This window comes from Enterobacter cloacae complex sp. 277I4, assembly GCF_050031465.1.
Classification (GTDB): Bacteria; Pseudomonadota; Gammaproteobacteria; order Enterobacterales; family Enterobacteriaceae; genus Enterobacter; species Enterobacter cloacae.
This window is the reverse complement of sequence record NZ_JBLGWC010000001.1, coordinates 3,999,737-4,017,922: the sequence shown is the minus strand read 5'-3', so window position 1 is coordinate 4,017,922 and position 18,186 is coordinate 3,999,737. Positions and strand designations below refer to the sequence as shown.

Genomic DNA, 18,186 nt, shown 5'->3' with positions numbered 1-18,186 from the left:
CGGGGATCTGCGATACTTATCGTTTATCCCCTTAACTGAGATGACTATGCAGTACCCGATTAACGAGATGTTCCAGACCCTGCAAGGCGAGGGTTACTTTACCGGCGTTCCCGCAATTTTTATTCGTTTACAGGGATGCCCGGTTGGCTGTGCCTGGTGTGATACCAAACATACGTGGGATAAACTCGCAGATCGGGAAGTGTCACTGTTTAGCGTTCTGGCGAAAACCAAAGAGAGCGATAAGTGGGGTGCTGGCAGCGCGGAAGATCTGCTGGCCATTATTGGTCGTCAGGGCTGGACGGCGCGCCATGTGGTCATTACCGGGGGCGAACCCTGCATTCACGATCTGACGCCACTGACCGAACTGCTCGAAAAGAACGGCTATAGCTGCCAGATTGAGACCAGCGGCACGCATGAAGTGCGCTGCTCCCACACCACCTGGGTGACGGTATCGCCTAAAGTAAACATGCGCGGCGGCTACGACGTACTGTCTCAGGCGCTGGAACGTGCTGATGAGATTAAACACCCGGTAGGGCGAGTACGTGATATCGAAGCGCTGGATGAACTGCTGGCGACGCTGACGGACGAAAAACAGCGCGTGATTGCGCTGCAACCTATCAGCCAGAAAGAAGACGCCACGCGCCTGTGCATTGAAACCTGTATCGCGCGTAACTGGCGCCTGTCGATGCAGACGCACAAATACCTGAATATTGCCTAAAAAAAGCCCGGTGGCGCTAGCGCTTACCGGGCCTACGGTTCCAGGCTTTTGTTGGCCGGGTAAGGCGAAGCCGACCCCCGGCAAGCATCACTCGCCGCGATACACGCAGCCTGCCGTACAGGTCTCTTTGATCATCACTGCGCTCAGCAGCGGCACCAGCGGTTTCATCTGATCCCAAATCCATTTTGCCAGCACTTCGCTGGTCGGGTTTTCAAGGCCCGGGATATCGTTCAGGTAATAGTGATCCAGACGATCGTAAGTCGGCTTAAATGCCGCCTTCAGCTCAGCAAAATCCATGATCCAACCGGTATGCGGATCAACTTCACCGGTGATCTCAAGACGCACCATAAACGAATGCCCGTGCAGACGGCCGCATTTATGTCCTTCAGGAACATGCGGAAGGTGGTGGGCGGCTTCGAAGGTGAAATCTTTAAACAGTGTGGTGGACATGATCGCTCTCAGTAATGCGGAAAAAACCGCCGCATAGTACCGGAAAGCACAATTTTTAGCATTAACTAAAACGGCCTTTACCTTCATTGCAGCAAAAAAGCCGTCGCTTTGTGATTTATATCCTTATTTTACAGTCGGTTAGTTTATCGCTTTTACCGTTAAGAACGATAACTAAAACAGGTTAGTCCATTTGGTTATTTATTATTTCCATCCCTTCTTTAATTGTTATTATCCTCGCCGTTAACCTTATCTTCAGTTTGGATTTATTCGCTTAAAGTTCGCTTGGCTACTGGAACATAACGACGCATGACAACACAGGCCCCACCTTCAAATTTGCTTCCCCTGAACCCGGAGCAACTGGCGCGCCTTCAGGCTGCCACCTCTGATTTTTCTCCCACCCAGCTTGCCTGGGTCTCTGGCTATTTCTGGGGAATGCTCAACCAGCAGCCTGGCGCTGTGGCTGCGGCTCCGGCAACGGCGGTAGAAATTCCTGCCATTACGCTTATCTCCGCTTCGCAGACGGGCAATGCCCGCCGCGTGGCAGAAGCGCTGCGTGACGACCTGCTGGCCGCCAAACTGAACGTGAACCTGGTAAACGCCGGGGATTATAAATTCAAACAGATCGCGTCAGAAAAACTTCTGGTGGTTGTGGCCTCAACGCAGGGAGAGGGTGAACCCGCTGAAGAAGCGGTCGCGCTGCATAAATTCCTGTTCTCGAAAAAAGCGCCCAGACTCGATGGCACTGCGTTTGCCGTGTTCGGCCTGGGCGATACCTCTTATGAATTCTTCTGCCAGTCCGGCAAAGATTTTGACAGCAAGCTGGCGGAGCTGGGCGCAGAGCGCCTGCTGGACCGCGTTGATGCAGATGTGGAATACCAGGCTGCCGCTGCAGAGTGGCGTGCGCGCATTGTTGACGTGCTGAAAGCACGCGTACCGAAAGAGACACCAGCCCAGGCTGCGATCACCGCGACCGGCGTGGTCAACGACATTCACACCAGCCCGTACACCAAAGAGGCGCCGCTGTCGGCAAGCCTGTCGGTTAATCAAAAAATTACCGGTCGCGACTCTGAAAAAGATGTGCGCCATATCGAGATCGATCTGGGCGACTCGGGTCTGCGCTATCAGCCTGGCGATGCGCTGGGGGTCTGGTATCAAAACGATCCAGCGCTGGTCAAAGAGCTGGTCGAACTGCTGTGGCTGAAAGGCGACGAGCCTGTCACCGTCGAAGGCAAAACGCAGCCGCTCTCTGAAGCGCTGCAGTGGCACTTCGAGCTGACGGTAAATACCGCCAATATCGTTGAGAACTATGCCACCTTAACGCGCAGCGAATCGCTGCTGCCGTTAGTGGGCGATAAGGCGAAGCTGCAGCATTACGCGGCGACCACGCCGATTGTCGATATGGTGCGTTTCTCTCCGGCACAGCTGGATGCCGAGGCGCTGATCGGCCTGCTGCGTCCGCTCACGCCGCGTCTGTACTCCATTGCCTCATCGCAGGCTGAAGTCGAGAGCGAAGTGCACATCACCGTGGGCGTGGTGCGGTACGACCTCGAAGGCCGTGCCCGCGCGGGCGGTGCCTCCAGCTTCCTGGCCGATCGCGTGGAGGAAGAGGGCGAAGTGCGCGTCTTTATCGAGCACAACGACAACTTCCGTCTGCCGGCGAACCCGGAAACGCCGGTAATCATGATTGGCCCGGGTACCGGCATTGCGCCGTTCCGTGCCTTCATGCAGCAGCGTGCGGCGGACGAGGCACGGGGTAAAAACTGGCTGTTCTTCGGTAACCCGCACTTTACCGAAGATTTCCTCTATCAGGTTGAGTGGCAGCGCTACGTGAAAGAAGGGGTGCTGACCCGTATCGATCTGGCCTGGTCGCGCGATCAGAAAGAAAAAGTATACGTACAAGACAAACTGCGCGAACAGGGCGCAGAGCTGTGGCGCTGGATCAATGACGGTGCCCACATTTATGTCTGCGGTGACGCCAATCGCATGGCGAAAGACGTTGAGCAGGCACTGCTGGAAGTGATTGCCGAATTCGGTGGTATGGATGCCGAAGCGGCGGATGAATTTTTAAGTGAGCTGCGCGTTGAGCGCCGTTATCAGCGAGATGTCTACTAATGAGCGAAAAACATCCAGGACCCCTGGTGGTCGAAGGTAAACTGTCAGACGCCGAGCGCATGAAGCTGGAAAGCAACTATCTGCGCGGCACCATTGCTGAAGATCTGAATGACGGTCTCACCGGCGGTTTCAAAGGCGACAACTTCCTGCTGATCCGTTTCCACGGCATGTATCAACAGGACGACCGCGACATTCGCGCCGAGCGTGCTGAACAGAAGCTGGAGCCGCGTCACGCGATGCTGTTGCGCTGCCGTCTGCCGGGCGGAGTGATCACCACGACACAGTGGCAGGCGATTGATAAATTCGCCGGTGAAAACACCATTTACGGCAGCATTCGTCTGACCAACCGTCAGACCTTCCAGTTCCACGGCATTCTGAAGAAGAACGTGAAGCCGGTACACCAGATGCTGCACTCCGTCGGACTGGACGCGCTGGCAACGGCCAACGACATGAACCGTAACGTGCTCTGCACCTCGAACCCGTATGAGTCCGAGCTGCACGCTGAAGCCTATGAGTGGGCGAAGAAGATCTCCGAGCACTTGTTGCCGCGTACCCGCGCCTATGCGGAAATTTGGCTCGATCAGGAAAAAGTTGCGACCACCGATGAAGAACCAATCCTCGGTCAGACCTATCTGCCGCGTAAGTTCAAAACCACGGTGGTGATCCCGCCGCAGAACGACATCGATCTGCACGCCAACGACATGAACTTTGTGGCAATTGCCGAAAACGGCAAGCTGGTGGGCTTTAACCTGCTGGTGGGCGGCGGTCTGTCCATTGAACACGGTAACAAGAAAACCTATGCCCGCACCGCGAGCGAGTTCGGCTTCCTGCCGCTGGAGCATACGCTGGCCGTGGCGGAAGCGGTGGTCACCACCCAGCGCGACTGGGGTAACCGTACCGACCGTAAAAACGCGAAAACCAAATACACCCTGGAGCGCGTGGGCGTTGAGACGTTCAAAGAGGAAGTGGAGCGTCGTGCGGGGATCAAATTTGAGCCGATCCGCCCTTACGAATTCACCGGTCGCGGCGATCGCATCGGCTGGGTAAAAGGCATCGACAATAAATGGCACCTGACGCTGTTTATCGAAAACGGCCGTATTCTGGATTACCCGGGCCGTCCGCTGAAAACCGGCCTGCTGGAAATCGCGAAGATCCACAAAGGTGAGTTCCGCATTACCGCCAACCAGAACCTGATTATTGCTGGTGTGCCGGAAAGTGAAAAGGCGAAAATTGAGGCGCTGGCGCGTGACCATGGGTTGATGAATGCGGTCAAACCGCAGCGCGAAAACTCGATGGCCTGCGTGTCGTTCCCGACCTGTCCGCTGGCGATGGCGGAAGCGGAACGTTTCCTGCCGTCATTTACGGACAAAGTGGAAGCGATTCTGGAAAAACACGGTATTCCGGACGAGCATATTGTTATGCGCGTTACCGGCTGTCCGAACGGCTGTGGCCGCGCGATGCTGGCCGAGCTTGGGCTGGTGGGGAAAGCGCCGGGTCGCTATAACCTGCACCTGGGCGGTAACCGTATCGGCACGCGTATTCCGCGTATGTTCCGCGAGAATATCACTGAGCCAGAAATTCTCGATTCCATCGATGAGCTTGTCGGGCGCTGGGCGAAAGAGCGCGAAGCGGGTGAAGGCTTCGGCGACTTTACGGTGCGTGCGGGCATTATTCGCCCGGTGCTCGATCCCGCAAGGGATTTCTGGGAGTAACCACGAGAGGTAATTATGTCCGTACTCGATCTAAACGCGCTTAACGCATTGCCAAAAGTCGAACGCATTCTGGCACTCGCAGAAACCAACGCCCAACTGGAAAAGCTGGACGCCGAAGGGCGCGTGGCGTGGGCGCTGGAAAACCTGCCGGGTGACTACGTGCTGTCGTCGAGCTTTGGCATTCAGGCGGCGGTCAGTTTGCATCTGGTGAATCAGATCCGCCCGGATATTCCGGTGATCCTCACCGATACCGGCTATCTGTTCCCGGAAACCTACCAGTTTATCGATGAGCTGACGGACAAGCTTAAGCTGAACCTGAAAGTGTACCGCGCGGAGCAGAGCGCGGCCTGGCAGGAGGCGCGCTACGGCAAACTCTGGGAGCAGGGCGTTGAGGGCATTGAGAAATACAATGAGATCAACAAGGTCGAGCCGATGAACCGTGCGCTGAAAGAGCTGAACGCGCAGACCTGGTTTGCCGGTCTTCGCCGCGAGCAGTCCGGCAGCCGGGCCACGCTGCCGGTGCTGGCGGTGCAGCGCGGCGTGTTTAAAGTGCTGCCGATCATCGACTGGGATAACCGTACGGTGTACCAGTACCTGCAAAAACACGGGCTGAAATACCATCCGCTGTGGGATCAGGGCTACCTGTCCGTGGGGGATACCCACACCACGCGCAAATGGGAGCCGGGAATGGCGGAAGAAGAGACGCGATTCTTTGGGCTGAAGCGCGAGTGCGGGTTACACGAAGGGTAATGATCTTTCCTCCCTCTCCCGGTGGGAGAGGGTTGGGGTGAGGGCATCAGGCCGCACAGCGTTCAAAAACCTCAGGCTTTCCCCGCTTTCGCCAGCTCCTTCACCAGCGGCAGCATCACTTTCACTACATCGCGGCTACGGTGCTCAATGCGCTGCGGCAGTGCGCTATCAATATGCTGCTGATTATCCAGCATCACGTTATGCCAGCTCGTCCCGTCCGGAAAGGCTTTCGTTTTAGCCCGCTGCTGATAGCCATCTTTCTTGCCTAACGCCCAGTTGGTGGCTTCGACGTACAGCACCGGGATGCCCGCTTTATCGAACACTTCACCGTCGTTACAGCAGCCCGTTCCGCGCGGATAAGCCGGATTGCCGCCAGGATTGGTCGTGGCATACACGCCATGGCTGCGCGCAATCGCCAGCGCCCGGTCACGGGTCAGTTTACGCACGGTACCCGGCGTACTCTGTCCGCTATTAAAATAGAGCTTATCGCCAACGATTAAATTATCGAGGTTAATCACCAGCAGCGTATTTTTCTTCTCCTCAGCGCTCATGCGCTTAAGGAAATTCTCCGCGCCGAGTTTGCCTTCCTCTTCGCCGCTGGTTGCCACAAAGCGAATACCGTATTTTGTCGGAATGTTTTTCATTCGCTCGGCCAGTTCAAGCATCACGCCCAGACCCGCCGCGTTATCGTCCAGCCCCTGCAGCGTCAGCCCGCCCAGATTGTTATCGGTATCGGCGTCGCTCATGGGCGCGTAAGTGTCCAGGTGCGCCATAATAATGATCTGCTCAGCTGCGCTACCTTCATGTGCCGCAATAACGGTACTGCCGGTCACGTTATGCCAGTTTTTTGTTTTATTTCGTGAGGTGTAGATATAGCGGCTGTGAAACGACCGGATATCGCTCTGGTAGCCCATATCGGCAAACTGCTGGCGAAGATAGTCAGCGGAAAGCATTTCCGCAGGGGAGCCGGTCATGCGTCCGGGAAAAACGGTGGCAATATGCCGCGCCTGCATATTGGCGATTTCACCATACGGTTGATTTTTTGCCTGAGCCGGAAGGATAAAGCAAACGCCGAGCGCCAGGGCAACGTATCGGTGGCGCATTGCGGAAAACATAGTGAGTCCTTAAAAACAGAGCAAAATTATAACCCGCTTAGTATGAAACTGTGATCGGCCATACACAATTTGAATTGCTCTTAAATGCCCGAAATTTCGCGTGTTAAGCACTTTTTGATATTTGCTTTTTCATCGCGTTATTCCATTGAGTAACTACTCATTCCAATTCGTAATTTCATTCGGTCTAAGCCGCCCCCTATAGTCCCTCTATTCCTCGTTGTTAGTGAGTTGTTGCTTGTGGACTATCTGCCCCTTTTTGCTGCGATTAAAGAAAAACCGGTACTGGTTGTGGGTACGGGTGAAATTGCCGATCGCAAAATCGCGTTTCTGCAGCGCGCGGGCGCGCAGGTGCGGGTTGTCGCAGAAGCGGAGTTCGACGAGTCACAAATCGACAGCGTGGTGCTGGTGATTGCAGCGACGGAGGATCGCGAACTCAACCGACGCGTTTCCGAGGCCGCTCAGGCGCGTTACCGCCTGGTGAACGTGGTCGACGACCAGCCTTTGTGCTCGTTTATCTTCCCGTCGATTGTCGACCGCTCGCCGCTGCTGGTGGCGATCTCCTCCGGCGGTACCGCACCGGTGCTGGCGCGCGTGCTGCGGGAAAAGATTGAAGCGCTGTTACCAACCAGTCTCGGACGTATGGCAGAGAAAGCGAGCTACTGGCGGAACCATCTGAAAACCCGCCTGACCAGCGTAACGGAACGCCGTCGCTTCTGGGAGCGGGTATTCCGTGGCCGCTTTGCCAGCCTGATGCACGCCGGTAATGAGACGGCAGCGCAAAAAATCCTCGAAGACGAGCTGGATAACCCCGGCAGCACGGGCGGCGAGATCATTCTGGTAGGTGCTGGTCCGGGTGATGCCGGGTTACTGACCTTACGCGGACTGCAGGTGCTGCAGGACGCGGACGTGGTGTTCTATGACCATCTGGTCACCGACGGTGTGCGCGAGCTAATTCGTCGCGATGCCGAGCAAATCTGCGTGGGTAAACGCGCAGGCGAGCACTCGGTACCGCAGCACGACACCAATCAGATGCTGGTTGCCGCAGCGAAAGCAGGCAAAACCGTGGTGCGCCTTAAAGGGGGCGATCCGTTCATCTTTGGTCGCGGTGGCGAAGAACTGCAGGCGGCAGCCGAAGCGGGCGTGCCGTTCCAGGTGGTGCCGGGGATTACGGCGGCCTCCGCGGTAACGGCCTACGCAGGTATTCCGCTTACGCACCGCGATTACGCCCAGAGTGTGACCTTTGTGACTGGTCATTATAAGGCCGACAGCACGCCGTTTGACTGGTCGCATCTCGCCCAGAGCCGACAGACGCTGGCCATCTATATGGGCACCATGAAGGCGGCGGACATCAGTGAACAACTTATTCAGCACGGTCGCGAGGCGACAACGCCGGTGGCCGTGATTTCTCGCGGTACCCGCGTCGATCAGCGTGTGGTGACCGGTACGCTACAAGACCTTGCAGTCCTGGCGAAAGACGCCCCAATGCCCGCGCTTATTGTGGTGGGCGAAGTGGTACAGCTGCACAGCACGCTCGCCTGGTTTCAACATACAACAGACTCAGAGGGGTTTGGCTCCTCTGTGGTGAATCTGGCTTAAGGAACGGTTATGGACCAAAAACGACTTACTCACCTGCGACAGCTTGAAGCGGAAAGTATCCATATTATCCGCGAAGTGGCCGCCGAGTTCTCTAACCCGGTGATGATGTACTCCATCGGCAAAGATTCCAGCGTGATGCTGCATCTGGCGCGTAAAGCGTTTTATCCGGGTACGCTGCCGTTCCCGCTGCTGCACGTGGATACCGGCTGGAAATTCCGTGAGATGTATGAGTTCCGCGACCGTACCGCCAAAGCCTATGGCTGTGAGCTGCTGGTGCATAAAAACCCGGAAGGGGTGGCGATGGGCATTAACCCGTTTGTTCACGGCAGCGCCAAACACACCGACATCATGAAAACCGAAGGGCTGAAGCAGGCGCTGAACAAGTACGGTTTTGACGCCGCTTTCGGCGGTGCGCGCCGTGACGAGGAGAAATCCCGCGCCAAAGAGCGTATTTACTCCTTCCGCGACCGCTTCCACCGCTGGGATCCGAAAAACCAGCGTCCTGAGCTGTGGCACAACTACAACGGCCAGATCAACAAAGGCGAAAGCATTCGCGTCTTCCCGCTCTCCAACTGGACCGAGCTGGATATCTGGCAGTACATCTATCTGGAAAATATCGAGATCGTTCCGCTTTACCTGGCGGCTGAGCGCCCGGTGCTGGAGCGCGACGGCATGCTGATGATGATCGACGACGATCGCATTGATTTACAGCCGGGCGAAGTGATCAAAAAACAGATGGTACGTTTCCGTACTCTTGGTTGTTGGCCGCTGACCGGCGCGGTGGAGTCCAACGCGCAAACGCTGCCAGAGATCATCGAAGAGATGCTGGTATCGACCACCAGCGAGCGACAGGGGCGCGTCATTGACCGCGACCAGGCAGGCTCGATGGAGCTGAAGAAACGTCAGGGTTATTTCTAAGGAGCCGCCATGAACACCACGATTGCCCAACAAATTGCCAACGAAGGCGGCGTAGAAGCATACCTGCACGCACAACAACACAAGAGCCTGCTGCGCTTTCTGACCTGCGGTAGCGTTGATGACGGTAAAAGCACGCTGATTGGTCGCCTGCTGCACGACACGCGTCAGATCTATGAAGACCAGCTCTCTTCCCTGCATAACGACAGCAAACGTCATGGTACTCAGGGCGAAAAGCTCGACCTGGCGCTTTTGGTGGACGGCCTGCAGGCGGAGCGCGAGCAGGGCATCACCATTGATGTTGCGTACCGCTATTTCTCCACCGAAAAACGCAAATTTATTATTGCCGACACGCCGGGGCATGAGCAGTACACCCGCAACATGGCCACCGGTGCATCAACCTGTGAGCTGGCGATCCTGCTGATCGACGCCCGTAAAGGCGTGCTGGATCAAACCCGTCGTCACAGCTTCATCTCCACGCTGCTGGGGATCAAACACCTGGTGGTGGCGGTGAATAAAATGGATCTGGTGAACTTCAGCGAAGAGACCTTCGAGGAGATCCGCCAGAGCTACCTGACCTTTGCTGAACAGTTGCCGGGTAACCTTGATATTCGCTTTGTGCCGCTCTCGGCGCTGGAAGGGGATAACGTTGCCTCCCAGAGCGCCAACATGCCGTGGTACAGCGGCCCGACGCTGCTGGAAGTGCTGGAGACGGTTGAAATTGAGCGCGTGGTAGATACCCAGCCAATGCGCTTCCCGGTGCAGTACGTGAACCGCCCGAACCTCGATTTTCGCGGCTTCTCCGGCACCCTCGCCTCGGGCACCGTCACGGTGGGGCAGCGCGTCAAAGTGCTGCCGTCGGGTGTGGAGTCGTCCATTGCCCGTATCGTCACCTTTGATGGCGATCTGCAGGAAGCGGGTGCCGGTGAAGCGGTGACGCTGGTGCTGAAAGATGAGATTGATATCAGCCGCGGCGATCTGCTGGTGGATGCGCAGGAAACGCTGGCGGCGGTGCAGGGTGCTGCCGTGGATGTGGTGTGGATGGCTGAACAGCCGCTGACCGCAGGCCAAAGCTACGACATCAAAATTGCCGGTAAGAAAACCCGCGCCCGCGTGGACGGTATCCAGTTCCAGGTGGACATCAACAATCTAACCCAGCGTGAAGTGAGCGAACTGCCGCTGAACGGTATTGGCCTGGTGGATCTCACCTTTGACGAGCCGCTGGTGCTGGACAAATATCAGCAAAATCCGGTAACGGGTGGACTTATCTTTATCGATCGCCTGACCAACGTTACGGTTGGTGCAGGTATGGTCCGCGAGCCTAATCAACAGGCGGCAGCGGTGTCTGAATTCAGCGCCTTTGAGCTTGAGCTGAATGCGCTGGTGCGTAAGCACTTCCCGCACTGGGGCGCACGCGATCTGCTGGGAGGCAAGTAATGGCCGCCCATGATGAGAACGTCGTCTGGCATCCTCATCCGGTCACCGTCGCTCAGCGGGAACAACTCCACGGCCACCGTGGGGTTGTGCTGTGGTTTACCGGGCTGTCCGGCTCCGGTAAATCGACGGTCGCGGGCGCGCTGGAAGAGGCGCTGCATCAGCAGGGGGTGAGCACCTACCTGCTGGATGGCGACAACGTGCGTCACGGCCTGTGCAGTGATTTAGGGTTTAGCGATGAAGACCGCAAGGAGAATATCCGTCGGGTTGGGGAAGTGGCCAGCCTGATGGCGGATGCCGGGCTGGTGGTGCTGACCGCGTTTATCTCGCCTCACCGCGCCGAGCGGCAGATGGTACGCGAGCGCGTCGGTCAGGATCGATTTATCGAGGTGTTTGTCGATACGCCGCTGGAAATCTGCGAAGCGCGCGATCCGAAAGGGCTGTACAAAAAAGCCCGCGCGGGTGAGTTGCGAAACTTCACCGGCATCGACTCGGTCTACGAAGCGCCTGAATCCCCTGAGATTCACCTGGAAGGTCAACAATTGGTAACAAATTTAGTAAGCCAATTATTAGACCTGCTCAGACGGGACGATATTATCAGATCCTGAGACGGTATCGTTCGGGAGCTGTCTTCCCGAACGATGAGTCACGGTCACAGGATTAGCTATGCGCAACAGTGAAAACTACATGATTACCACCGGGTCGGATCCGATAGCGACCGACGACGAGACGACCTGGTCCTTTCCCGGGGCCTTCGTCGGCTTCGTCTCGTGGTTGCTGGCGCTGGGCATCCCGTTTCTCATCTACGGCGGTAACACGCTGTTCTTCTTTCTCTACACCTGGCCCTTCTTCCTGGCGCTGATGCCCGTGGCGGTTGTCGTCGGCATCGCCCTGCATTCACTGCTTAACGGCAAACTGCTGTACAGCACCGTTGTCACGATTGTGACGGTGGTCCTGATGTTTGGTCTGTTATTTTTGTGGCTCATGGGCTAACTTCAGCCATAATTCAAACCGTAACCAACTGTGTGACGATATTGAGCAGGGCGATTCTGCGGAAAAAATGTGGTACATTTGCCCGCGATGTTGCGGCATCTCTGTTACTCCGGCATAGAGCGCCGGGGGCGTTGTGGGATGAAGATGCCGTTTTTCAGGGGGCAGGATGGGTAAACTAACGCTGCTGTTGCTGGCTCTGCTGGTCTGGCTGCAATATTCGCTGTGGTTCGGTAAAAACGGACTGCACGACTATAGCCGGGTAAGCGATGACGTCGCGGCTCAGCAGGCAACTAACGCCAAACTTAAGGCGCGAAACGATCAACTCTTTGCTGAAATTGATGACCTCAATGGCGGGCAGGAGGCGATTGAGGAACGCGCACGCAATGAACTCAGTATGACTAAACCGGGCGAAACCTTTTATCGTCTGGTTCCGGATGCGTCTAAACGCAATCAGGGCTCAGCACAAAACAATCGATAATCAGGCCCAGGATTACGACATGGCAGTGACTTTTTCGGACGTATGCGCCGTGGTGCCGGCCGCGGGTTTTGGCCGGCGCATGCAGACAGAATGTCCTAAGCAATACCTCTCTATTGGCGATAAAACGATCCTCGAACATGCCGTGGCGGCGCTGCTGGCGCACCCCCGAGTGACGCGTGTCATCATCGCCATCAGTCCGGGCGATGCCCGGTTCGCACAGTTACCGCTGGCCGCTCATCCGCAGATCACCGTCGTTGATGGCGGTGCCGAGCGCGCCGATTCCGTGCTGGCGGGCATCCAGGCCGCTGGCGATGCCCAGTGGGTGCTGGTCCACGACGCTGCGCGCCCGTGTCTGCACCAGGACGATCTTGCGCGTCTGCTGGCGCTGAGTGAAACCAGTAAAGTCGGTGGCATTCTGGCCGCGCCGGTACGTGACACCATGAAGCGTGCCGAGCCTGGCAAACAGGCTATCGCGCATACCGTTGAGCGCGTCGATCTCTGGCACGCGCTGACGCCACAATTTTTCCCCCGCGAATTACTCCACGACTGCTTAACGCGCGCGCTTAAAGAAGGTGCGACCATCACCGACGAAGCCTCTGCGCTGGAGTATTGCGGTTTCCACCCAACGCTTGTTGAAGGGCGCGCTGATAATATAAAAGTGACGCGTCCGGAAGATTTACAGCTCGCGGAATTTTATCTTACCCGTTCGACCCATCAGGAGAAGGCATAATGCGAATTGGACACGGTTTTGATGTACACGCCTTTGGAGGCGTTGGCCCAATTATCATTGGCGGCGTGCGCATTCCTTATGAAAAAGGGCTGCTGGCGCATTCTGATGGCGACGTGGCACTACACGCCTTAACCGACGCCTTACTGGGCGCGGCGGCGCTGGGCGATATCGGCAAGCTGTTCCCGGACACCGATCCGGCGTTTAAAGGCGCAGACAGCCGTGCGCTGTTGCGTGAAGCCTGGCGCCGTATTCAGGCGAAGGGCTACACCCTGGGTAACGTCGATGTGACGATCATCGCTCAGGCCCCTAAAATGCTGCCGCATATTCCTCAGATGCGCGTATTTATCGCTGAAGATCTGGGCTGCCATATGGATGACGTCAACGTCAAAGCGACCACCACGGAGAAACTGGGCTTTACCGGTCGCGGCGAAGGCATCGCCTGCGAAGCCGTGGCGCTGCTGGTGAAGGCGAGCAAATGACCGATTTTGACAACCTGACCTACCTGCACGGTAAACCGCAGGTGAGTGGGCTGCTGAAAGCCAGCCCCGAAGATTTCGTGGTCGTGGAAGATTTGGGCTTTGAGCCGGACGGCGAAGGCGAGCATATCCTGGTGCGCATCCTCAAAAATGGCTGCAATACCCGCTTTGTGGCCGATGCGCTGGCTAAATTTCTGAAAATCCATGCCCGCGAAGTGAGCTTCGCCGGGCAGAAAGACAAACACGCGGTCACCGAACAGTGGCTTTGCGCGCGCGTTCCCGGCAATGCGATGCCTGATTTAAGCAAATTTGAGCTTGAGGGCTGTAAGGTGCTGGAGTACGCCCGTCACAAGCGCAAACTGCGTCTGGGGGCGTTGAAAGGTAACAACTTTACCCTCGTACTGCGTGAAGTGACCGACCGTGACGACGTGGAAAAACGCTTGCAGGCCATCAATGAACGCGGTGTGCCTAACTACTTTGGCGCACAGCGTTTTGGCATCGGCGGCAGTAACCTGCAGGGCGCACTGCGCTGGGCGCAGAGCGATGCGCCGGTGCGTGACAGGAATAAACGCAGTTTTTGGTTGTCGGCGGCCCGCAGTGCGTTGTTTAATCAGATCGTAAGCGAACGGCTGAAAAAACCGGACGCGAATCAAGTTGTTGTCGGCGATGCGCTACAATTAGCGGGACGCGGTAGCTGGTTTGTGGCAACGGCCGAAGAAATGGCCGATGTACAGTCGCGCGTGGACGCTAAAACGCTGATGATCACCGCAGCCTTGCCCGGCACGGGCGACTGGGGAACGCAGGGTGACGCGCTGGCCGCGGAGCAGGCAGCCGTGGCCGAAGCGCAAGAATTACAATCATTGCTGGTGCGGGAAAAAGTCGAAGCAGCACGCCGGGCGATGTTGCTCTACCCGCAGCAGTTAAGCTGGAACTGGTGGGATGACGTAACCGTTGAGTTACGTTTCTGGCTGCCGGCAGGTAGCTTTGCCACCAGTGTTGTCAGGGAACTTATCAACACGTCGGGTGATTATGCGAATATTGCTGAGTAACGATGACGGGATCCATGCGCCAGGCATTCAGACGCTGGCGAAACACCTTCGCGAATTTGCGGATGTGCAGGTCGTGGCTCCCGATCGTAACCGCAGTGGAGCGTCTAACTCATTGACGCTGGAGTCGTCGCTTCGCACCTTTGCTTTTGAAAATGGCGATATTGCTGTGCAGATGGGCACGCCAACGGACTGCGTTTTTCTGGGGGTTAATGCCCTGATGCGCCCGCGCCCGGATATCGTCGTTTCCGGGATTAACGCCGGGCCGAATCTGGGTGATGACGTTATCTACTCTGGTACCGTGGCGGCCGCAATGGAAGGCCGTCATCTTGGCTTTCCGGCGCTGGCGGTATCGTTAAATGGTCACACTCATTACGACACGGCGGCAGCGGTAACCTGTTCTATCCTGCGGGCACTTAGCCGTGAACCGCTGCGTACCGGACGCATCCTCAACATCAACGTGCCGGATCTCCCGCTGAATGAAATCAAGGGCATTCGCGTCACGCGTTGCGGAAGCCGTCATCCGGCCGATCAGGTCATCCCGCAGCAGGATCCGCGCGGCAACACGCTCTACTGGATTGGTCCTCCCGGCGATAAGTGCGATGCGGGGCCGGATACCGACTTTGCCGCTGTGGATGAAGGCTATGTCTCGGTAACGCCGCTGCACGTAGATTTAACCGCGTATAGCGCGCATGATGTGGTATCGGGCTGGCTTGATCGCGCAGGAGTGAACGCGCAATGGTAAGCAAACGTGTACAAACTCTTCTGGAACAACTTCGCGCACAGGGGATCCGCGACGAGCATGTGCTTGACGCGCTCGCCCAGGTTCCGCGTGAGAAATTTGTAGATGAGGCGTTTGAACACAAAGCGTGGGAAAACGTGGCGTTGCCCATCGGGCAGGGCCAGACGATTTCGCAGCCCTACATGGTTGCGCGCATGACGGAGCTGCTGGAGCTCACCCCCGACTCCCGCGTGCTGGAGATTGGCACCGGGTCCGGGTATCAAACTGCGATTCTGGCGCATCTGGTGCATCATGTGTGCTCGGTTGAGCGGATCAAAGGTTTACAGTGGCAGGCGCGTCGTCGCCTGAAACAACTTGATTTACACAATGTTTCGACACGACACGGTGATGGATGGCAGGGTTGGCAGGCTCGCGCCCCGTTTGACGCAATCATCGTGACGGCGGCTCCACCGGAGATCCCTGCGGCCCTGTTGTCGCAGCTGGATGATGGGGGCATTCTTGTATTGCCTGTTGGCGATGAGCAGCAGCTGTTAAAGCGCGTTCGTCGACGTGGCGACGAGTTTATTATCGATACCGTAGAAGCCGTGCGCTTTGTGCCTCTGGTAAAGGGGGAACTGGCCTAAGACTCGGAATTATCCAGGGTTATTAAGGCAAATTCAGCGTATGGTGTGGCGCGAAAGAGTCGTGCCATCACGGTTAATTTTAAGTCACTGGTAGTTAACACATTCCTGGGGGATAAATGAGCGCGGGAAGCCCTAAATTCACCATCAGCCGTGTTGCGGCATTATCACTGGTTTCGCTCTGGCTGGCAGGCTGTTCGAGTTCTAACAATGCACCTGCGCCTGTCAGTTCTGTTGGCGGAAACAGCGGCTCCGGTAACACGTCCAGCGGAATGTTGATCACGCCGCCACCTAAAATGGGCACTGCTGCGCCGCAGCAAACACCACAAATTCAGCCTGTGCAACATCCTGTTACACAGCCAACACAGATTCAGCCAGTCGAACAACCTGTTCAGACCCAAAATGGCCGCATAGTGTATAACCGTCAGTATGGGAACATTCCGAAAGGCAGCTATACCGGCGGCAGCACCTATACCGTGAAACGTGGCGATACGCTGTTCTATATCGCGTGGATCACCGGGAACGATTTCCGTGACCTCGCGCAGCGCAACAACGTCCAGGCACCGTATGCGCTGGAAGTCGGGCAGACGCTCCAGGTGGGCAACGCAACGGGTACGCCGCTTACGCCTGGCAATACCGTTTCTGCAGCCGACGTGACCGCGCAAAATAACAGCGTTAAGCCTGCACAAAAATCCACCACGGTGGTTGCTTCACAACCTGTAATTACGTATTCTGAAGATTCAGGTGATCAGACTGCTAACAAAATGTTGCCGAATAATAAAGGGACTGCGACTGTTGTCACAGCACCGGCTACGGCACCTGTGGTTAGCTCTACTGAACCGACTGCCAGCAGTATGAGTTCCAGTTCGCCAATTTCAACCTGGCGCTGGCCAACTGACGGTAAGGTTATCGAGAACTTCTCTTCCTCCGAAGGAGGGAACAAAGGGATCGATATCGCAGGAAGTAAGGGACAGGCTATCATCGCGACCGCAGACGGACGCGTTGTGTATGCCGGTAACGCTCTGCGCGGTTACGGTAATCTTATTATCATCAAACACAACGATGATTACCTGAGTGCCTACGCCCATAACGACACAATGCTGGTCCGGGAACAACAAGAAGTTAAGGCGGGGCAAAAAATCGCTACCATGGGTAGCACCGGAACCAGTTCTACACGCTTGCATTTTGAAATTCGTTACAAGGGGAAATCCGTAAACCCGCTGCAGTACTTGCCGCAGCGATAAATTGACGGGGCATGCCAGCCAGGGTGTCTCGTTCAGGGATCACGGGTAGGAGCCACCTTATGAGTCAGAATACGCTGAAAGTTCATGATTTAAATGAAGATGCGGAATTTGATGAGAACGGAGCAGAGGCTTTTGACGAAAAAGCCTTAGTAGAAGAGGAACCCAGTGATAACGATTTGGCTGAAGAAGAGCTGTTATCGCAGGGTGCCACACAGCGTGTACTGGACGCGACTCAGCTTTACCTTGGGGAGATTGGTTACTCCCCACTGTTAACGGCCGAAGAAGAAGTCTATTTCGCACGTCGTGCTTTGCGTGGTGATGTTGCCTCGCGCCGTCGCATGATTGAAAGTAACTTGCGTCTGGTCGTGAAAATTGCCCGTCGTTACGGTAATCGTGGTCTGGCTCTGCTGGATCTGATTGAAGAGGGCAACTTAGGTCTCATCCGCGCAGTAGAGAAGTTTGACCCAGAACGTGGGTTCCGCTTCTCCACCTACGCGACCTGGTGGATTCGTCAGACCATCGAACGGGCTATTATGAACCAAACCCGTACGATTCGCCTGCCGATTCACATCGTCAAAGAGTTGAACGTCTATCTGCGTACCGCGCGCGAGTTGTCCCATAAACTGGACCACGAGCCAAGCGCAGAAGAGATTGCTGAGCAACTCGACAAACCGGTTGATGACGTAAGCCGCATGCTGCGTCTCAACGAGCGCATTACCTCGGTTGACACCCCGCTGGGTGGCGACTCCGAAAAAGCGCTGCTGGATATCCTGGCCGATGAAAAAGACAACGGCCCGGAAGACACCACGCAGGACGATGACATGAAACAGAGCATCGTCAAATGGCTGTTCGAACTGAACGCCAAACAGCGTGAAGTGCTGGCACGTCGTTTCGGTTTACTGGGGTATGAAGCTGCGACACTGGAAGACGTCGGCCGTGAAATTGGCCTGACCCGTGAACGTGTTCGTCAGATTCAGGTTGAAGGTCTGCGCCGCCTGCGTGAAATTCTGCAGGGGCAAGGTCTGAATATCGAAGCGCTGTTCCGCGAATAAGCA

At 56.3% G+C, this 18,186-nt stretch carries 19 protein-coding genes; 17 read left to right on the top strand and 2 right to left on the bottom strand.

Annotated features, from left to right (window positions below):
• The first annotated feature begins 46 nt into the window (after positions 1–46).
• On the top strand, positions 47–718 hold the full coding sequence (gene queE / locus ACQG19_RS19565; RefSeq protein WP_013098510.1) for a 7-carboxy-7-deazaguanine synthase QueE: 672 nt from the start codon (positions 47–49) through the stop codon (positions 716–718).
• Between the two features lie 87 nt (positions 719–805).
• On the opposite strand, the gene queD is transcribed toward queE, so the two are convergent.
• The gene (queD, locus tag ACQG19_RS19560) at positions 806–1,168 is read right to left on the bottom strand and encodes a 6-carboxytetrahydropterin synthase QueD (RefSeq protein WP_010434567.1); all 363 of its coding nucleotides are present in this window, start codon (positions 1,166–1,168) and stop codon (positions 806–808) included.
• A gap of 306 nt (positions 1,169–1,474) precedes the next feature.
• On the opposite strand from queD, the gene cysJ reads away from it, so the two are divergent.
• Genes cysJ through cysH form a run of 3 tightly spaced genes read left to right on the top strand, consistent with a single transcriptional unit; the run spans position 1,475 to position 5,742 of the window.
• Positions 1,475–3,280 carry an NADPH-dependent assimilatory sulfite reductase flavoprotein subunit gene (gene cysJ / locus ACQG19_RS19555; protein ID WP_029883171.1) on the top strand — a complete coding sequence of 602 codons (1,806 nt, stop codon included), beginning with the start codon at positions 1,475–1,477 and terminating at the stop codon, positions 3,278–3,280.
• Positions 3,280–4,992, top strand: coding sequence for an assimilatory sulfite reductase (NADPH) hemoprotein subunit (gene cysI / locus ACQG19_RS19550; protein ID WP_020689304.1), 1,713 nt, complete (start codon positions 3,280–3,282; stop codon positions 4,990–4,992). Before cysJ ends, cysI begins: the two co-directional genes overlap by 1 nt.
• A gap of 15 nt (positions 4,993–5,007) precedes the next feature.
• Positions 5,008–5,742 carry a phosphoadenosine phosphosulfate reductase gene (gene cysH / locus ACQG19_RS19545; RefSeq protein ID WP_020689303.1) on the top strand — a complete coding sequence of 245 codons (735 nt, stop codon included), beginning with the start codon at positions 5,008–5,010 and terminating at the stop codon, positions 5,740–5,742.
• A 71-nt stretch (positions 5,743–5,813) separates the two neighbouring features.
• Here cysH and ACQG19_RS19540 read toward each other — a convergent pair whose 3' ends face one another.
• A complete protein-coding gene (locus tag ACQG19_RS19540) occupies positions 5,814–6,857 on the bottom strand; it encodes an aminopeptidase (RefSeq protein ID WP_013098506.1) in 1,044 nt (347 codons plus the stop codon).
• A gap of 246 nt (positions 6,858–7,103) precedes the next feature.
• Here ACQG19_RS19540 and cysG point away from each other — a divergent pair, with 246 nt between their 5' ends.
• The 13 genes from cysG to rpoS all read left to right on the top strand — a co-directional run bounded on the left by cysG (position 7,104) and on the right by rpoS (position 18,183).
• Positions 7,104–8,453: a siroheme synthase CysG gene (gene cysG / locus ACQG19_RS19535; protein WP_161496891.1), complete on the top strand. Its 1,350-nt coding sequence runs from the start codon at positions 7,104–7,106 to the stop codon at positions 8,451–8,453.
• A 9-nt stretch (positions 8,454–8,462) separates the two neighbouring features.
• Positions 8,463–9,371: a sulfate adenylyltransferase subunit CysD gene (gene cysD, locus ACQG19_RS19530; protein WP_008499613.1), complete on the top strand. Its 909-nt coding sequence runs from the start codon at positions 8,463–8,465 to the stop codon at positions 9,369–9,371.
• Between the two features lie 9 nt (positions 9,372–9,380).
• On the top strand, positions 9,381–10,805 hold the full coding sequence (cysN, locus tag ACQG19_RS19525) for a sulfate adenylyltransferase subunit CysN (protein ID WP_246932403.1): 1,425 nt from the start codon (positions 9,381–9,383) through the stop codon (positions 10,803–10,805).
• Positions 10,805–11,410, top strand: a complete 606-nt coding sequence (gene cysC / locus ACQG19_RS19520) for an adenylyl-sulfate kinase (RefSeq protein ID WP_013098503.1) — start codon at positions 10,805–10,807, stop codon at positions 11,408–11,410. Before cysN ends, cysC begins: the two co-directional genes overlap by 1 nt.
• 58 nt (positions 11,411–11,468) lie before the next feature.
• Entirely contained in the window at positions 11,469–11,795 is a 327-nt protein-coding gene (locus ACQG19_RS19515; RefSeq protein ID WP_013098502.1) for a DUF3561 family protein, read from the top strand.
• Between the two features lie 166 nt (positions 11,796–11,961).
• Entirely contained in the window at positions 11,962–12,273 is a 312-nt protein-coding gene (ftsB, locus tag ACQG19_RS19510) for a cell division protein FtsB (RefSeq protein ID WP_003862095.1), read from the top strand.
• Between the two features lie 19 nt (positions 12,274–12,292).
• Positions 12,293–13,003 carry a 2-C-methyl-D-erythritol 4-phosphate cytidylyltransferase gene (gene ispD, locus ACQG19_RS19505; RefSeq protein ID WP_013098500.1) on the top strand — a complete coding sequence of 237 codons (711 nt, stop codon included), beginning with the start codon at positions 12,293–12,295 and terminating at the stop codon, positions 13,001–13,003.
• Positions 13,003–13,482, top strand: a complete 480-nt coding sequence (gene ispF, locus ACQG19_RS19500; RefSeq protein ID WP_013098499.1) for a 2-C-methyl-D-erythritol 2,4-cyclodiphosphate synthase — start codon at positions 13,003–13,005, stop codon at positions 13,480–13,482. Before ispD ends, ispF begins: the two co-directional genes overlap by 1 nt.
• Entirely contained in the window at positions 13,479–14,528 is a 1,050-nt protein-coding gene (truD, locus tag ACQG19_RS19495; protein ID WP_058683705.1) for a tRNA pseudouridine(13) synthase TruD, read from the top strand. The genes ispF and truD overlap by 4 nt, the downstream gene beginning before the upstream one ends.
• A complete protein-coding gene (gene surE, locus ACQG19_RS19490; RefSeq protein WP_029883175.1) occupies positions 14,509–15,270 on the top strand; it encodes a 5'/3'-nucleotidase SurE in 762 nt (253 codons plus the stop codon). The genes truD and surE overlap by 20 nt, the downstream gene beginning before the upstream one ends.
• Positions 15,264–15,890: a protein-L-isoaspartate(D-aspartate) O-methyltransferase gene (locus tag ACQG19_RS19485; protein WP_020689296.1), complete on the top strand. Its 627-nt coding sequence runs from the start codon at positions 15,264–15,266 to the stop codon at positions 15,888–15,890. The genes surE and ACQG19_RS19485 overlap by 7 nt, the downstream gene beginning before the upstream one ends.
• 116 nt (positions 15,891–16,006) lie before the next feature.
• Positions 16,007–17,131, top strand: coding sequence for a murein hydrolase activator NlpD (gene nlpD, locus ACQG19_RS19480; RefSeq protein WP_023620533.1), 1,125 nt, complete (start codon positions 16,007–16,009; stop codon positions 17,129–17,131).
• A gap of 59 nt (positions 17,132–17,190) precedes the next feature.
• A complete protein-coding gene (gene rpoS, locus ACQG19_RS19475) occupies positions 17,191–18,183 on the top strand; it encodes an RNA polymerase sigma factor RpoS (protein WP_013098493.1) in 993 nt (330 codons plus the stop codon).
• Positions 18,184–18,186: the final 3 nt, after the last annotated feature.

What these genes read in the sequence shown, in the direction of transcription:
- ftsB (WP_003862095.1), top strand. Translation starts at nt 11,962, where the DNA reads ATGGGTAAACTAACGCTGCTGTTGCTGGCTCTGCTGGTCTGGCTGCAA.
- cysN (WP_246932403.1), top strand. Translation starts at nt 9,381, where the DNA reads ATGAACACCACGATTGCCCAACAAATTGCCAACGAAGGCGGCGTAGAA.
- rpoS (WP_013098493.1), top strand. Translation starts at nt 17,191, where the DNA reads ATGAGTCAGAATACGCTGAAAGTTCATGATTTAAATGAAGATGCGGAA.
- ACQG19_RS19540 (WP_013098506.1), bottom strand. Translation starts at nt 6,857, where the DNA reads ATGTTTTCCGCAATGCGCCACCGATACGTTGCCCTGGCGCTCGGCGTT.
- queD (WP_010434567.1), bottom strand. Translation starts at nt 1,168, where the DNA reads ATGTCCACCACACTGTTTAAAGATTTCACCTTCGAAGCCGCCCACCAC.
- nlpD (WP_023620533.1), top strand. Translation starts at nt 16,007, where the DNA reads ATGAGCGCGGGAAGCCCTAAATTCACCATCAGCCGTGTTGCGGCATTA.
- ispF (WP_013098499.1), top strand. Translation starts at nt 13,003, where the DNA reads ATGCGAATTGGACACGGTTTTGATGTACACGCCTTTGGAGGCGTTGGC.
- cysH (WP_020689303.1), top strand. Translation starts at nt 5,008, where the DNA reads ATGTCCGTACTCGATCTAAACGCGCTTAACGCATTGCCAAAAGTCGAA.
- cysC (WP_013098503.1), top strand. Translation starts at nt 10,805, where the DNA reads ATGGCCGCCCATGATGAGAACGTCGTCTGGCATCCTCATCCGGTCACC.
- cysD (WP_008499613.1), top strand. Translation starts at nt 8,463, where the DNA reads ATGGACCAAAAACGACTTACTCACCTGCGACAGCTTGAAGCGGAAAGT.
- truD (WP_058683705.1), top strand. Translation starts at nt 13,479, where the DNA reads ATGACCGATTTTGACAACCTGACCTACCTGCACGGTAAACCGCAGGTG.
- surE (WP_029883175.1), top strand. Translation starts at nt 14,509, where the DNA reads ATGCGAATATTGCTGAGTAACGATGACGGGATCCATGCGCCAGGCATT.
- queE (WP_013098510.1), top strand. Translation starts at nt 47, where the DNA reads ATGCAGTACCCGATTAACGAGATGTTCCAGACCCTGCAAGGCGAGGGT.
- cysJ (WP_029883171.1), top strand. Translation starts at nt 1,475, where the DNA reads ATGACAACACAGGCCCCACCTTCAAATTTGCTTCCCCTGAACCCGGAG.
- cysI (WP_020689304.1), top strand. Translation starts at nt 3,280, where the DNA reads ATGAGCGAAAAACATCCAGGACCCCTGGTGGTCGAAGGTAAACTGTCA.
- ispD (WP_013098500.1), top strand. Translation starts at nt 12,293, where the DNA reads ATGGCAGTGACTTTTTCGGACGTATGCGCCGTGGTGCCGGCCGCGGGT.
- ACQG19_RS19485 (WP_020689296.1), top strand. Translation starts at nt 15,264, where the DNA reads ATGGTAAGCAAACGTGTACAAACTCTTCTGGAACAACTTCGCGCACAG.
- ACQG19_RS19515 (WP_013098502.1), top strand. Translation starts at nt 11,469, where the DNA reads ATGCGCAACAGTGAAAACTACATGATTACCACCGGGTCGGATCCGATA.